The 13,366-nt window shown below is 69.6% G+C and carries 15 protein-coding genes; 13 read left to right on the top strand and 2 right to left on the bottom strand.

From position 1 onward, the window contains the following. The first annotated feature begins 120 nt into the window (after nucleotides 1-120). The 8 genes from BM393_RS13730 to BM393_RS13695 all read left to right on the top strand — a co-directional run bounded on the left by BM393_RS13730 (nucleotide 121) and on the right by BM393_RS13695 (nucleotide 7,009). Nucleotides 121-1,329 (top strand): porin, encoded by a 1,209-nt coding sequence (locus tag BM393_RS13730; protein WP_091726901.1) that lies wholly within the window; start codon nucleotides 121-123, stop codon nucleotides 1,327-1,329. Nucleotides 1,330-1,358: 29 nt separating this feature from the next. Beyond that, nucleotides 1,359-1,775 (top strand): hypothetical protein, encoded by a 417-nt coding sequence (locus tag BM393_RS13725; RefSeq protein WP_091731487.1) that lies wholly within the window; start codon nucleotides 1,359-1,361, stop codon nucleotides 1,773-1,775. A 109-nt stretch (nucleotides 1,776-1,884) separates the two neighbouring features. Next, a complete protein-coding gene (locus BM393_RS26375) occupies nucleotides 1,885-3,399 on the top strand; it encodes a methyl-accepting chemotaxis protein (protein WP_091726896.1) in 1,515 nt (504 codons plus the stop codon). A 72-nt stretch (nucleotides 3,400-3,471) separates the two neighbouring features. Beyond that, nucleotides 3,472-3,891: a rhodanese-like domain-containing protein gene (locus tag BM393_RS13715; protein ID WP_091726892.1), complete on the top strand. Its 420-nt coding sequence runs from the start codon at nucleotides 3,472-3,474 to the stop codon at nucleotides 3,889-3,891. 72 nt (nucleotides 3,892-3,963) lie between these two features. Continuing rightward, on the top strand, nucleotides 3,964-4,221 hold the full coding sequence (gene grxC, locus BM393_RS13710; protein ID WP_091726888.1) for a glutaredoxin 3: 258 nt from the start codon (nucleotides 3,964-3,966) through the stop codon (nucleotides 4,219-4,221). 121 nt (nucleotides 4,222-4,342) lie between these two features. Beyond that, complete coding sequence (secB, locus tag BM393_RS13705) at nucleotides 4,343-4,813, top strand: protein-export chaperone SecB (RefSeq protein ID WP_091726883.1); 471 nt, start codon at nucleotides 4,343-4,345, stop codon at nucleotides 4,811-4,813. Nucleotides 4,814-4,923: 110 nt separating this feature from the next. Beyond that, complete coding sequence (locus tag BM393_RS13700) at nucleotides 4,924-5,934, top strand: NAD(P)H-dependent glycerol-3-phosphate dehydrogenase (RefSeq protein WP_091726879.1); 1,011 nt, start codon at nucleotides 4,924-4,926, stop codon at nucleotides 5,932-5,934. A 130-nt stretch (nucleotides 5,935-6,064) separates the two neighbouring features. After that, entirely contained in the window at nucleotides 6,065-7,009 is a 945-nt protein-coding gene (locus BM393_RS13695; RefSeq protein ID WP_404932663.1) for a Bug family tripartite tricarboxylate transporter substrate binding protein, read from the top strand. A 9-nt stretch (nucleotides 7,010-7,018) separates the two neighbouring features. On the opposite strand, the gene BM393_RS13690 is transcribed toward BM393_RS13695, so the two are convergent. Both BM393_RS13690 and BM393_RS13685 read right to left on the bottom strand, forming a co-directional pair. After that, nucleotides 7,019-7,489, bottom strand: coding sequence for a tRNA (cytidine(34)-2'-O)-methyltransferase (locus BM393_RS13690; protein WP_091726872.1), 471 nt, complete (start codon nucleotides 7,487-7,489; stop codon nucleotides 7,019-7,021). Between the two features lie 32 nt (nucleotides 7,490-7,521). Then, nucleotides 7,522-8,322, bottom strand: a complete 801-nt coding sequence (locus BM393_RS13685; protein ID WP_091731483.1) for a ComF family protein — start codon at nucleotides 8,320-8,322, stop codon at nucleotides 7,522-7,524. Between the two features lie 123 nt (nucleotides 8,323-8,445). Here BM393_RS13685 and BM393_RS13680 point away from each other — a divergent pair, with 123 nt between their 5' ends. From BM393_RS13680 to BM393_RS13665, 5 genes are all read left to right on the top strand, one after another. Next, on the top strand, nucleotides 8,446-9,363 hold the full coding sequence (locus BM393_RS13680) for a biotin synthase (protein ID WP_254783443.1): 918 nt from the start codon (nucleotides 8,446-8,448) through the stop codon (nucleotides 9,361-9,363). A gap of 290 nt (nucleotides 9,364-9,653) precedes the next feature. Beyond that, nucleotides 9,654-10,838, top strand: coding sequence for a cytochrome c oxidase subunit II (coxB, locus tag BM393_RS13675; protein WP_091726867.1), 1,185 nt, complete (start codon nucleotides 9,654-9,656; stop codon nucleotides 10,836-10,838). Between the two features lie 85 nt (nucleotides 10,839-10,923). Beyond that, a complete protein-coding gene (ctaD, locus tag BM393_RS13670; protein ID WP_091726864.1) occupies nucleotides 10,924-12,555 on the top strand; it encodes a cytochrome c oxidase subunit I in 1,632 nt (543 codons plus the stop codon). Nucleotides 12,556-12,580: 25 nt separating this feature from the next. Continuing rightward, on the top strand, nucleotides 12,581-12,700 hold the full coding sequence (locus BM393_RS25960) for a cytochrome oxidase small assembly protein (protein ID WP_217648442.1): 120 nt from the start codon (nucleotides 12,581-12,583) through the stop codon (nucleotides 12,698-12,700). A gap of 31 nt (nucleotides 12,701-12,731) precedes the next feature. Then, on the top strand, nucleotides 12,732-13,352 hold the full coding sequence (locus BM393_RS13665) for a cytochrome c oxidase assembly protein (RefSeq protein WP_091726861.1): 621 nt from the start codon (nucleotides 12,732-12,734) through the stop codon (nucleotides 13,350-13,352). Nucleotides 13,353-13,366 lie beyond the last annotated feature (14 nt).

Genomic DNA, 13,366 nt, shown 5'->3' with positions numbered 1-13,366 from the left:
GCCTTCCGGAGCGCCGACAACTGCTTTCGCACCGGGCGAAAGGCGTATCGGGCGCCCAAGTTTGGTTCGAAAAAAGAACACGCCCACGTTGGGCATTCACGCTGTACAGGAGTACTTGCAATGATGGTGGTGAAGAGCTTGCGACTGGCGCCGGTGGCGCTGGCGCTGCTGGCATTTGGCGCGCAGGCGCAGGGCCAGTCGGAATCGATGTTCTCGTTCTCCGGCTTCGGCACGGTCGGCCTGACGGGCACGACCAGGAATGGCGCCGAGTACGTCATCCCGGGCCAGGTCCATGGCGCCGACAAGTCGCTGAGCGGCGAAGTCGATTCGAAGCTGGGCCTGCAGGGCACGGCCAAGTTCAATGCGCAGTTTTCCGCGACCGCGCAGGTGCTGACCAAGCAGACCGGCAAGGGCGACTGGACGCCGCAGGTCGAGTGGGCCTTCGCCAAGTGGCAGGCCACGCCGGGCCTGGCGATCCGCGCCGGCCGCATGGGCGCGCCGTTCTTCGCGGTGTCCGACTTCCGCGACGTCGGTTATGCCAACACCTGGCTGCGTCCGCCGATCGACGTCTACGGCCAGGTGCCGGTGAGCCACTTCGACGGCGTCGACGTCAACTGGAGCACCCAGGTCGCCGGCAAGAGCGTCTCGCTGCAGGTCTTCGGCGGCGAAAGCTCGTCCTACGTGCGCCAGACCAAGCTCGAGCTCAAGAAGATGGTCGGCGTGAACGCCACCGTCGAGCTGGCCGACGGCCTGAACCTGCGCGTGGGCCATGCGCAGGGCAAGCTGACCGCGCACAGCACCACGGTGAGCTCGCTGGTCGGCGCGCTGCGCCAGACGCCGTTCGCCTCGGTCGGCAACGAGATCGACCCGACCGACAAGGATGCGAGCTTCTCCGGCGTGGGCCTGAGCTATGACGAAGGCCAGTGGGTCGTCGCCGCCGAGTACACCAAGCGCCGCAACGATTCCTTCGTGCCGGACACCACCGGCTGGTACACGACGGTCGGCTACCGCGTCGGCAAGTTCACGCCGTACGCGACGCTGTCGCAGCAGAAGACCGACAGCAGCAACGTCAACAACACGATCCCGGGCACGGTGGTCGTGGGTGGCCTGCCGCTGCGTGCCGTCGTCGACGCGGTCACCGCCGCGCAGAGCACGCCGCAGAAGACCATCGCCGTCGGCGTGCGCTGGGATGCCTGGCGCAACGTCGCGGTGAAGGCCCAGTACGACAGCATCAAGACCACCGGCGCCGGCCAGTTCTACAACGTCCAGCCGGGCTTCAACAACGAGCGCGTCGGCGTCTACAGCGTCGCCGTCGACTTCGTGTTCTGAGCGGAGCACAGACCCTCATGCAGTTCAACATGATCAAGCCCCTCATCGGCGCCGCGATGCTGGTCGCCGCCGTGGCCGCGCAGGCGCAGGTCGCCGTCGTGGTCAATCCGAAGAGCCCGGTCGCCTCGATGAGCGCCGACCAGGTCGCGAGCATCTTCCTGGGCAAGTCCAACCAGCTGCCCAGCGGCGGCGCCGCCCAGGCCGTCGATTTGCCGGAAAGCGCCGCGGCGCGCGAGCACTTCTATTCGAAGGCCACCGGCAAGTCCTCGGCCCAGGTGAAGGCCGCCTGGTCGCGCCTGGTGTTCTCGGGCAAGGGCACGCCGCCCAAGGAGCTGGGCAGCTCGGCCGACGTGAAGAAGTTCGTCGCGGCCAATGCCGATGCGATCGGCTACATCGAGAAGTCGGCCGTCGACGGCTCGGTGAAGGTGGTGCTGAGCGTCGATTGACGCCGGCGGCGGGCGGCTCCGGCCGCCCGCCCGCCTCGCCGTCGTGGGAGGGTGGGGCGCCATCGACCCGGGGAGGTCGTTGGAGACACAGGATGAATTGGAGTCAGGCATGAACTTGAAGACCCGTATCGCGATGCTGCCGGTGCTGGCGGCGATCGTCTTCGCGGTGGGCATCGCGGTGGTGCTGTTCTTTTCGTCGCGGACCTCGGGCGCCATCCACGCGCTGGGCGAGGCCGACTATCCGTATCTGGTGGCCACCAACCAGGTGGCCGCGCAGCTCGAGGCGCTGGGCGGGACGATCCAGTCCGCGGTCGCCGAGGGCGAGAAGAAGCGCCTGGACGAGGCCGCCGAGCGCGCCACCGCGATGCGCAAGGTGATCGCCTCGATCAAGGCCATCCCGGGGCGCGCCGATGCCGGCGCCCGGCTGGAGAGCGGCTTCGAGGCCTACTACGCCGCCTCGGTCGAGACCGCGCAGCTGTTCCTCGGCATCAAGCAGGGCGACCAGGCGGGCGCCATTCCCAAGATGCAGGCCGCGCAGAAGGCGCTGGAGCAGACGCTGGGCGACGCCCGCGCCGATGCCAGGACCACCTTCGACGGCACGCTGGCGCGCGCGGAGCAGGGCGTCGGCTCGGGCCTGTGGGCGACGGTGCTGAGCGGCCTGATCGTGGTCGTCTGCCTGGGCGCGGGATCGTGGCTGCTGATCGCCAGCGTGTGGCGCCAGCTCGGCGGCGAGCCCGAATATGCCCGCGACGTGATGCGCCAGATGGCCGGCGGCGACCTGTCGCAAACCATCGTGGTGGCACCGGGCGCCGAGTCCAGCCTGCTGGGGGCGGTGCGTGACATGTCGCAGGGCCTGTCGGCGATCGTGAGCGACGTGCGCAGCGGCACCGACTCGATGACGGTGGCCTCGCGCGAGATCGCGGCCGGCAACCAGGACCTGTCGGTGCGCACCGAGAAGCAGGCCGGCTCGCTGGAGCAGACGGCCTCCAACATGCAGCAGCTGACCGAGACCGTGCGCCAGAGCGCCGACGCGGCCAGCCAGGCCAACCAGCTCGCGGGCAGCGCCGCCACCGTCGCGAAGAAGGGCGGCGAGGTGGTGGGCCAGGTGGTCTCGACGATGGACGAGATCAGCGCGAGCTCGCGCAAGATCGGCGACATCATCGGCGTCATCGACGGCATCGCCTTCCAGACCAACATCCTGGCGCTGAACGCCGCGGTCGAGGCCGCGCGCGCCGGCGAGCAGGGGCGCGGTTTCGCGGTGGTGGCCGGCGAGGTGCGCTCGCTGGCCCAGCGCAGCGCGGAAGCCGCGCGCGAGATCAAGACCCTGATCGGCGCGAGTGTGGCGCGGGTCGAGTCGGGCTCGCGCCTGGTGCAGGACGCCGGCGCGACGATGGAGGAGATCGTGGCCAGCGTGCAGCGGGTCTCGGACATCATCAGCGAGATCACCGCGGCGTCCGCCGAGCAGAGTCAGGGCATCGGCCATGTCAACGAGTCGGTGGTGCAGCTGGACCAGATGACGCAGCAGAACGCGGCGCTGGTGGAGCAGGCGGCCGCGGCGGCCAACAGCCTGGAACAGCAGGCGCGGGCGCTGCAGTCGGCAGTCTCGACCTTCAAGCTGGCCTGAGCGCCGGGGGCCGCCGCGGCCCCCGGCCTTCCTATAATCCGCAGCTTTTGGATTCATCCCACGGGCCCCGCCTTGAAGTTCCTGATCGAAAACTGGTATCTCGTGCTGGCCGCGCTCACCTCGGGCGGCCTGCTGCTGTGGCCCTCGCTGCGCGGCAAGGCGGGCGGCGTGGCGACCGCCGAGGCGGTGCGCCTGGTCAACCGCGAGAAGGGCGTGCTGATCGATGTCAGCGAGCCCGCCGAGTACGCGGCCGGCCATGCCAACGGCGCCCGCAACGTGCCGCTGTCGACGCTCACTGGCACCGAACTGCCGGCCAAGCAACTGCCCAGCAACAAGGCCCTGCCGGTGGTGCTGATGTGCAAGACCGGCGCACGCGCGCAGCGCGCCGCTGGCATCCTGCAGAAACAGGGCTACGCGAACGCGGTCGCGGTCCAGGGCGGTCTGGCCGCCTGGCGCGAAGCGAGTTTGCCCGTCGAGAAGTCCGCGGCCTGATCGCCCTGGCAGCCGCGCCGGCACCCGGTTTGCCGGTCCACCGGACGCTCGATTCGACTTTGGAGATTGGCGATGGCCGCCGTGAAGATGTATACGACCCTGGTCTGCCCGTACTGCGTGCGGGCCAAGTCCCTGCTCAAGCAGCGGGGCGTGGATCAGATCGAGGAAGTGCGGGTGGACCTGGATCCGTCACAGCGCGATTCGATGATCCAGCTGACGGGGCGCCGCACGGTGCCGCAGATCTTCATTGGCGACACCCATGTCGGTGGGTGCGACGACCTGATCGCGCTGGACCAGCGCGGCGGCCTGCAGCCGCTGCTGCAGGCCTGAGGCCGGTCCCGGGACGCCGCCCGGCGGCTTCCGGAATTCCCTCACCGGGCGGTCATGAGCGCTCGGTCATAATGCCCGCCACGGCTCGCCGCTGGCGGGCCTTTTCATTTGGATGACCCCCATGGCCGACGACAACAACGCTCCCGTGTTCCAGATCCAGCGCATGTACCTGAAGGACCTGTCGCTGGAGCAGCCCAACGCCCCGGCGATCCTGCTGGAGCAGGCCCAGCCGCAGGTCGACATCAAGCTCTCGCTGGCCGCCGAGCCGGTGGCCGAGGGCCTCTTCGAGGTCAGCGTCACCGCCACCGTCACGACCACGGTGCAGGACAAGACCCTGTTCCTGATCGAGGCCAAGCAGGCCGGCATCTTCGAGATCCGCAACCTGCCGCAGGACCAGCTCGAAGGCATCCTGGCCATCGTCTGCCCGCAGATGATCTACCCCTACCTGCGCGCGATCGTCTCCGACGTCTGCACGCGCGCCGGCTTCCCGCCGGTGATGCTGACGGAAGTGAACTTCCAGGCCATGTTCGAGGCCCAGCAAGCCCAGATGGCCGCCGCCGGCCAGTCCAACGGCGAAGCCATCCCGAACTGATCCCCGGGGCCCACGAGCACGCCGGCCCCGCGGACCTGTCCGCCGGCCGGCGTGTTGCATTGCGGGCGCTTCCACCTCGTTCTCCCTGACCGACCATGACTGCTCCGCGCATGAAGATCAGCGTGCTCGGCGCCGGTGCCTGGGGCACGGCGCTGGCGATCGCCGCGAGCGCGCGTCACGACCTGCGGCTGTGGGCGCGTGACGCCGGCGCCATCGCCGCGATGCGCGCCGCCGGCCGCAACGACCGCTACCTGCCGGATGCGGCGCTGCCCGCGACGCTCGGCTTGACCGACGACCTCGAGGCCGCGCTGGCGCACGGCCGTGACGGCCTGATCGTGATCGCGACGCCGATGTCGGGCTTGCGCGGCATGCTGGCGAGGCTGCCCGATGGCGCGCGCGCGCTGTGGCTGTGCAAGGGCTTCGAGGCCGGCACCGGCCTGCTCGGCCACGAGATCGCCCGCGAGGTCGCGCCGCGGCTGGCCACCGGCGTCCTGTCGGGTCCCAGCTTCGCGCAGGAAGTGGCGGCCGGCCAGCCGACGGCGCTGGTGTCCGCCTCGGGCGATGCCGCGCTGGCGCAGCTGGGCGTGTCGGCCTTCCACAGCGAGCGGCTGCGCGTGTACTCGTCGGCCGATCCGGTCGGCGTCGAGGTGGGCGGCGCCGTCAAGAACGTGATGGCGATCGCCGTGGGGATCGCCGATGGCCTGCGGCTGGTCGCGCAGGTGCAGGGCGGGCAGGGGCCCGGCCTCAACGCCCGCGCCGCGCTGATCACGCGCGGCCTGGCGGAGATGCAGCGGCTCGCGCTCGCGCTGGGCGCGCAGCCGGAGACGCTGCTCGGGCTCGCTGGCCTGGGCGACCTGGTGCTGACGGCCACCGGCGATCTGTCGCGCAACCGTCGCGTCGGCCTGCTGCTAGCCGAGGGCCTGGACCTGCCCGCCATCCTCGCCAAGCTGGGCCATGTCGCCGAGGGCGTCTACAGCGCGCCGACGGTGCTGGCGCGGGCGCGCGGGGCTGGCGTCGACATGCCGATCACCGCGGCGGTCGTCGAGGTGCTCGAAGGCCGGCTGACGCCGCACGAGGCCCTGGACGCGCTGATGGGCCGCCAGGCCAAGTCCGAATGGTGAGGCGCGCTGGGTGGGACATGTCGGTGCGGCGCATGAGGACCATGGCATGAGCGGACTCATGAAGCGGCGCGACCTGCTCGCCGCGGTCGCGGCGGCAACCACGACGGCGGCGGGCACCGGCCTTGGCCTGATGCCGGCTGGTGCGATCGCCGCCGGGACTGCCGGCAACGCCGGCTCTTGGCCGTCGCGACCGATCCGCCTCGTCGTCCCTTTCCCGGGGGGCAGCTCGCCGGACCTGGTGGCCCGCTACCTCGCCGAGCCGCTCGCGCACACGCTCGGCCAGCCGGTGGTCGTCGACAACAAGCCGGGCGCGGGCGGCAACATCGGCACCGGCGCGGTCGCGAAGGCCGCGCCCGATGGCCACACGCTGCTGTTCACCATCCAGGGACCGCTGATCACCGCGCCGCTGCTGGCGAAGTCGTTGCCCTACGACCCGCAGCGCGAGCTGCGCTCGGTGAGCTTCATCGCCAGCTCGCCGAACGTGCTGGTCGTGCCGCCGTCGCTGGGCGTGGAGACGCTCGCGCAGTTCGTCGCGCTGGCTAGGCGGCGCGCCGGTGAACTCAACTACGGCAGCGTCGGCAACGGCAGCGCCGCGCATCTGGCGATGGCCTCGTTCATTGCTCGTGCTGGCCTGGCGATGGTCCACGTGCCGTATGCCGGGTTCCCGCAGGTCGTCAGCGCGATGCTCGCGGGCCAGATCCACGCCGGCTTCATGGTGCCCGCCATCGCGATGCCGCAGGTGCGGGCCGGCAAGCTGAAGGCGCTGGCGGTGACCAGCGCCGGCCGCTTCGGCGCGCTCGCGGAGCTGCCGACCGTGGCCGAATCCGGTTATCCCGGCTTCGAGGCCACCTCGTGGCAGGCGCTGCTGGCGCCGGCCGGCACACCAGAGGCGATCGTGCGGCGGCTGTCGGACGAGGTGGTCCGCATCGTCCGCGGCGAGGCCTTCCGGCGCGAGCTGCTACCGCTGTTCTTCAGCGCCGCCGGCACCTCGCCGGAAGGGCTGGACAGCCTGATGCGCGACGAGCGCCAGCGCTGGGGCGCCTTGATCAAGCAGTTGAAGCTCGAGCGCGAGTGAGCGCCTGGCTCAGACGCCGTCCGCGTAGCCGTTCTGCCGCCAGCCTTCGAAGACCGCCACCGCCACCGCGTTGCTGAGGTTCAGGCTGCGTTGGCCTTCGCGCATCGGTAGCCGCACGCGCTGTTCAAGCGGGAAACCATCGCGCAGCGCCGGCGGCAGGCCGGAGGTCTCGCAGCCGAAGACCAGCCAGTCGCCCGGCTTCAACGCGACCGTCGGCAGCAGGCGGCTGCCGCGCGTGGTGAACGCGAACAGGCGCGTCGGGTCCGGCTGTTCCGTCGCCAGGAAGCGCGCCCAGTCCGCGTGCCGCAGCACCGGCGCGTACTCGTGATAGTCCAGGCCGGCGCGCTGCAGCAGCCGGTCCTCCATCGAAAAGCCCAGCGGCTCGATCAGGTGCAGCCGGCAGCCGGTGTTGGCCGCGAGCCGGATCACGTTGCCGGTGTTGGGCGGGATCTCCGGATGGACCAGCACGATGTTGAACATGGGGCGAGGCTCTTTCGCTCTTTCGTTGAGGACTACGGCGTGCGCGCGACCACCCAGGCCTGGACGTCCGCCGCGCCGGCGCGGCGCAGCGCGAGCGCGGCCTCGTGCAGCGTGGCGCCGCTGGTCATGACGTCGTCGACGATCGCGACCCGCAGCCCGCGCACCGGCTTGAGCACCACGAACGCGCCGCGCAGGTTGCGCCGGCGCTCGTCCAGCGGCAGCCGCGCCTGCTGGGGGGTGTCGCGCAGGCGCAGCAGCGTCCGGGCGCAAAGGCGCGATTGTCGCTCGACCTCGCCCGTCCCCTGCGGCCGCGCGAGCCGCCGGGCGATCTCGTGCGCCTGGTTGTAGCCGCGCTCGCGCAGCCGCTCCGCCGACAGCGGCACCGGCAGGATCAGGTCGGGCGCGTCGATGCCGGCGCGTGCGAGCGCGAGCGACAGCCGTCCGGCCAGCAGCGGCGCCACTTCGAGCTGCTCGCCGAACTTGAGCGCCAGCAGCAGCCGGTCCCAGGGAAAGGCGTAATCCATGGCCGCCACGCAGCGCGACAACGGCGGCGGCCGGCGCGCGCAAGCGCCGCAGCGCAGCGAACGGGGATCGGGCGCGCCGGCCGCCGCGGCTCCCGGTGGCAGCCGCAGGGCGCAGAGCGCGCAGCGCGGATGGGCATCGGGGGAATGCAGCGCGTCGCAATCCGCGCAGGTGCCACCGCGACACCAGCGGCGGCACAGCGCGCATTGACCGGGCCACCGCCACGGGCCGCCGGGGCGCGCCGCGAGCGCCTTGGGCGCCTTGATCGCCACGAGTGCCTTGAGCGCTTTAATCGCCTTGCGCGCCCTCATCCCCATGACCGCCGCGAAGGCCCGACCGGCCCGCGCGATCCGCGCGATACCGCACGCCATCGGGGATCGCGTCAAAGGCCGGCGCCGGATCGGGTCAAGCATGCCCACCTACAATCGCGCCCCATGACTGGAGATGAGGCCTTGCCGCCGGGCACACAGCAGATCGATGCGGGCGCGGCGCAACGGCAGCGTCGTCGCCTGGCCGCGTCCGAGGACGCGCCCTGGCTGCACCAGGAGGTTGCCACGCGCATGCTGGACCGGCTCCCGGTGATCCGCCTGCAACCCACCGCGGTGCTGCAGAGCCGCCCCTCCATCGGCGGCGGCGACGCGGGCCTGCGCCAGCACTATCCGCAAGCGACGCAGCTCTGGCTCGAACCCGATGCCGACGTCCGCGCGTTGCTGCAGCAGCGCCTCAAGCGCGGCTTCATGCAATCGGTGATGGACAAGCTGCGCGGCGGCGCGCCGACGGAGCTGGTCGCGGAGCCGCCCGCGGCCGCGGCGCAGCTGGCGTGGTCCAACATGGAACTGCATGCCGAGGCCGACAAGCCGGCGCTGATGAAGCGCTGGCAGGCCGGCCTGGCGGTCGAGGGCTGCCTGATGTTCTCGTGCCTGGGGCCGGACAGCTTCATCGAGCTGCGTCCGGTCTTCGCGCGCGAGGGCTGGGGCGTCCCGGCGCCGGACTGGGTCGACATGCACGACCTGGGCGACATGCTGGTGCACGCCGGCTTCGCCGATCCGGTGATGGACCAGGAGCACCTGCGCCTGACCTGGGGCTCGCCCGAGGACCTGCTGCGCGATCTGCGCGCACTCGGCGGCAACCTCGCACCGGCCCGCGCGCGCGGTCTGCGCACGAAGGCCTGGCGCGCGCGGCTGCTGCGCGCGCTCGAGTCGCTGCGCGGCGCCGACGGCCGGCTGTCGCTGAGCATCGAGCTGGTCTACGGTCATGCGTTCAAGCCCCAGCCGAAGGTGAAGGTCGCGGCCACCACCGAGGTGTCGCTCGAGCAGATGCGGGCCATGGTCCGCGGCGCGGGCAAACACTGACCCCCATCGCGCGCGGCCTCGGCTAGGGCTCGCGTGACGGTGTCGCGACAGAGGGCGAGGGCCCCTCTGTCTGAGGGTAATCCTGGGCCGTTCGGCCCTCTGGGGGCGGTCATAGTGCGCCAGAGGGGTGGGCTAGAATCCGCGCCCGACTGGAGTACGTCTGCTGGCCCCGTAGGTTTCCGCCACCGCTTGGCGCCGAAGCCCGCGCTACAAGCGGGCTCGAGCGCCGAAGCCGCCTGGAGGAGACCCGGGTGACAAGAGCTTGAGAAAGACTGGATAAAGAGACGACCATGACGATTGAACACAGTTGTGTGCAACTGGGGCGCCGCTGCAGCCAGCTCGCGTTCGGCCTGACGGCCGCGCTGGCCAGCCAGGTCGCCTTGGCGGTCAACGACCTCCCCGGAGGTCCGGCCGTCAACCAGCTGAACCTGCATCCGCCGGTCACCAAGATCGCGCATGAGCAGATGTGGCTCCACAACATGATGCTGATCCTGTGCCTGGCGATCTTCATCGCCGTGTTCGGGGTCATGTTCTATTCGATCTTCAAGCACCGGAAGTCCAAGGGCGCGGTGTCCGCGAACTTCCACGAGAGCGTGAAGGTCGAGATCGCCTGGACCATCGTGCCCTTCATCATCGTCATCCTGATGGCGCTGCCCGCGACCAAGGTCGTCGTGGCGATGAAGGACACCACCAACTCCGACCTCACCATCAAGGCCACCGGCTACCAGTGGAAGTGGGGCTACGACTACCTCAAGGGCGAGGGCGAGGGCATCGGCTTCGTCTCGACGCTGGACGCCTCGCACCGCGCCCTGTCGGATTCCGGCCACCCCGGCTCGGTCGACAACTACCTGCTCAAGGTGGACAACCCGCTGGTGGTGCCGGTGGGCAAGAAGATCCGCATCATCACCACCGCCGACGACGTCATCCACGCCTGGATGGTGCCGGCCTTCGGCGTCAAGCAGGACGCGATCCCCGGCTACGTGCGCGACACCTGGTTCAAGGCCGAGCAGACCGGCGACTTCTACGGCCAGTGCGCCGAGCTCTGCGGCAAGGAGCACGCCTACATGCCGATCCACGTCAAGGTGCTCAGCGCCAAGGACTATTCCGCGTGGGTCGACGGCGAGATGAAGAAGATCGCCGCCAAGGCCGACGACCCGAGCAAGGTCTGGACGATGGACGAGCTGATGGCCCGCGGCCAGAAGCTGTTCGACGCCAACTGCGCGGTCTGCCACAAGGCCGACGGCAAGGGCGCGGGCCAGTTCCCGGCGCTGGACGGCTCGGCCATCGTCAAGGCCGAGGACCACGCCGCGCAGCTGCACCTGGTGCTCAACGGCAAGGGCCAGATGCCGGCCTGGAAGGGCGTGCTGAAGGACAGCGAGATCGCCGCCGTCGTGACCTACACGAAGAACGCCTGGTCCAACAAGACCGGCCAGTTGATCCAGCCCGCGGAAGTCGTGGCCGAGCGCGCCAAGTGAGGCGCGCCGCCTGATCCACCGACCGCAGGAACGCGTTTGAACGCCAGCCCGTCCCCCGGGGACGGGCAGCCACCGAGGATTTGACATGAGTGCAGTGCTCGACCACCCGACCGGTCATGCCCATGACCATGACGATCACCACGACCACCATGCCCCGACGGGCTGGCGGCGCTGGGTCTTCGCGACCAACCACAAGGACATCGGCACGCTGTACCTGCTGTTCAGCTTCACGATGCTGATGATCGGCGGCACCCTGGCGCTGTGCATCCGTGCCGAGCTGTTCCAGCCGGGCCTGCAGTTCTTCAATCCGGAACTGTTCAACCAGTTCACCACCATGCACGGGCTGATCATGGTGTTCGGCGCGATCATGCCGGCCTTCGTCGGCTTCGCGAACTGGATGATCCCGCTGCAGATCGGCGCGTCCGACATGGCCTTCGCGCGGATGAACAACTTCAGCTTCTGGCTGATGATCCCCGCGGCCCTCATGCTGGTGGGCTCGTTCTTCATGCCCGGCGGCGCGCCCGCCGCGGGCTGGACGCTCTACGCGCCGCTGACGCTGCAGATGGGCCCGTCGATGGACGCCGGCATCTTCGCGATGCACATCCTGGGCGCGTCCTCGATCATGGGCTCGATCAACATCATCGTGACCATCCTCAACATGCGGGCCCCCGGCATGACGCTGATGAAGATGCCGATGTTCGCGTGGACCTGGCTGATCACCGCCTACCTGCTGATCGCCGTGATGCCGGTGCTGGCCGGCGCGATCACGATGACGCTGACGGACCGCCACTTCGGCACCAGCTTCTTCACGCCCTCGGGCGGCGGCGACCCGGTGATGTACCAGCACATCTTCTGGTTCTTCGGCCACCCCGAGGTCTACATCATGATCCTGCCGGCCTTCGGCATCGTGAGCCAGATCGTCCCGGCCTTCGCGCGCAAGCGGCTGTTCGGCTACGCCTCGATGGTGTACGCGACCGCCTCGATCGCGATCCTGTCCTTCATCGTGTGGGCGCACCACATGTTCGCCACCGGCATGCCGGTGACGGGCCAACTGTTCTTCATGTACGCGACCATGCTGATCGCGGTGCCCACCGGCGTGAAGATCTTCAACTGGCTGGCGACGATGTGGCGCGGCTCGATGACCTTCGAGACCCCGATGCTGTGGGCGGTGGGCTTCATCTTCGTGTTCACGATGGGCGGCTTCACCGGCCTGATCTGCGCGATGGCGCCGATCGACATCCAGATCCAGGACACCTACTACGTCGTGGCCCACTTCCACTACGTGCTGGTGGCGGGCTCGCTGTACGCGCTGTTCGCCGGCGTCTACTACTGGGGCCCGAAGTGGACCGGCGTCATGTACTCGGAGACGCGCGGCAAGATCCACTTCTGGGGCTCGCTGATCACCTTCAACGTGACCTTCTTCCCGATGCACTTCCTGGGCCTGGCCGGCATGCCCCGTCGTTATGCCGACTACCCGATGCAGTTCGCCGACTTCAACGCGCTGGCCTCCATCGGCGCCTTCGGCTTCGGGCTGATGCAGGTCTACTTCTTCGTGTTCGTCGTGATCCCGATGATGCGGGGCAAGGGCGCCAAGGCGCCGCAGAAGCCCTGGGAAGCGGCCGAGGGCCTGGAGTGGGAAGTGCCGTCGCCGGCGCCGTTCCACACCTTCGAGACGCCGCCCAAGCTGGACGTCACCGCGACCCGGATCATCGGCTGAGCGCCGCGAAGGAGGAGTGGCAGCGATGGCCCCGACGCCCGAGCAACGCAAGAGCAACCTGCGCCTGGCGCTGATCCTGGCCAGCGTGGCCGCCGTCTTCGCGATCGGCTTCGTGGCCAAGATCGCGTTGTACGGCGCGACCTGAACGCGCCGGCCCCGATCGCCCCGAGATCGCCATGAGCAGCCCGCCCGCCAGCAAGCTCGCCGCCTGGATCCGCCGGGAGAACCTGCGGATGACCGGCAAGCTGCTGGTCGTGGTGGCGGTGATGTCGTGCTTCGGTTATGCGCTGGTGCCGATGTACCGCGCGATCTGCACGGCGCTGGGCATCAACGTGCTGTCGCTGTCCGAGCGCCAGCATGCGGTGCGCGCCGAGGACGTGAAGAACACGCAGATCGACTACAGCCGCCAGATCACGATCGAGTTCGACGCCAACGCCCGCGGCCCGTGGGACTTCAAGCCGGCCAAGCGCCACCTGACGGTCCACCCGGGCGAGCTGACGACGGTGATGTACACCTTCCAGAACATCCAGCAGCGGACCATGTCGGCGCAGGCGATCCCGAGCTACGCGCCCAAGCAGGCGACGCCCTACTTCAACAAGTTGGAGTGCTTCTGCTTCAACGAATACACGCTCAAGCCGGGCGAGCAGAAGGAATGGCCGGTGGTGTTCGTCATCGACCCCAAGATCCCGAAGGACGTGCGCACGATCACGCTGTCGTACACCTTCTTCGAGGTGGCGGGGAAGGGCAAGGCGCAGGCGGCGGCGCCGGTGGATCCGAAGGGACGGCCGGGCGCCTGAGCGCCTGAACGCCG

It is taken from the genome of Mitsuaria sp. PDC51 (genome assembly GCF_900113225.1).
In the GTDB taxonomy this organism is placed as follows: Bacteria; Pseudomonadota; Gammaproteobacteria; order Burkholderiales; family Burkholderiaceae_C; genus Roseateles.
Note: the sequence above shows the minus strand (reverse complement) of the source record. Positions and strands in the feature narration are given on the sequence as shown.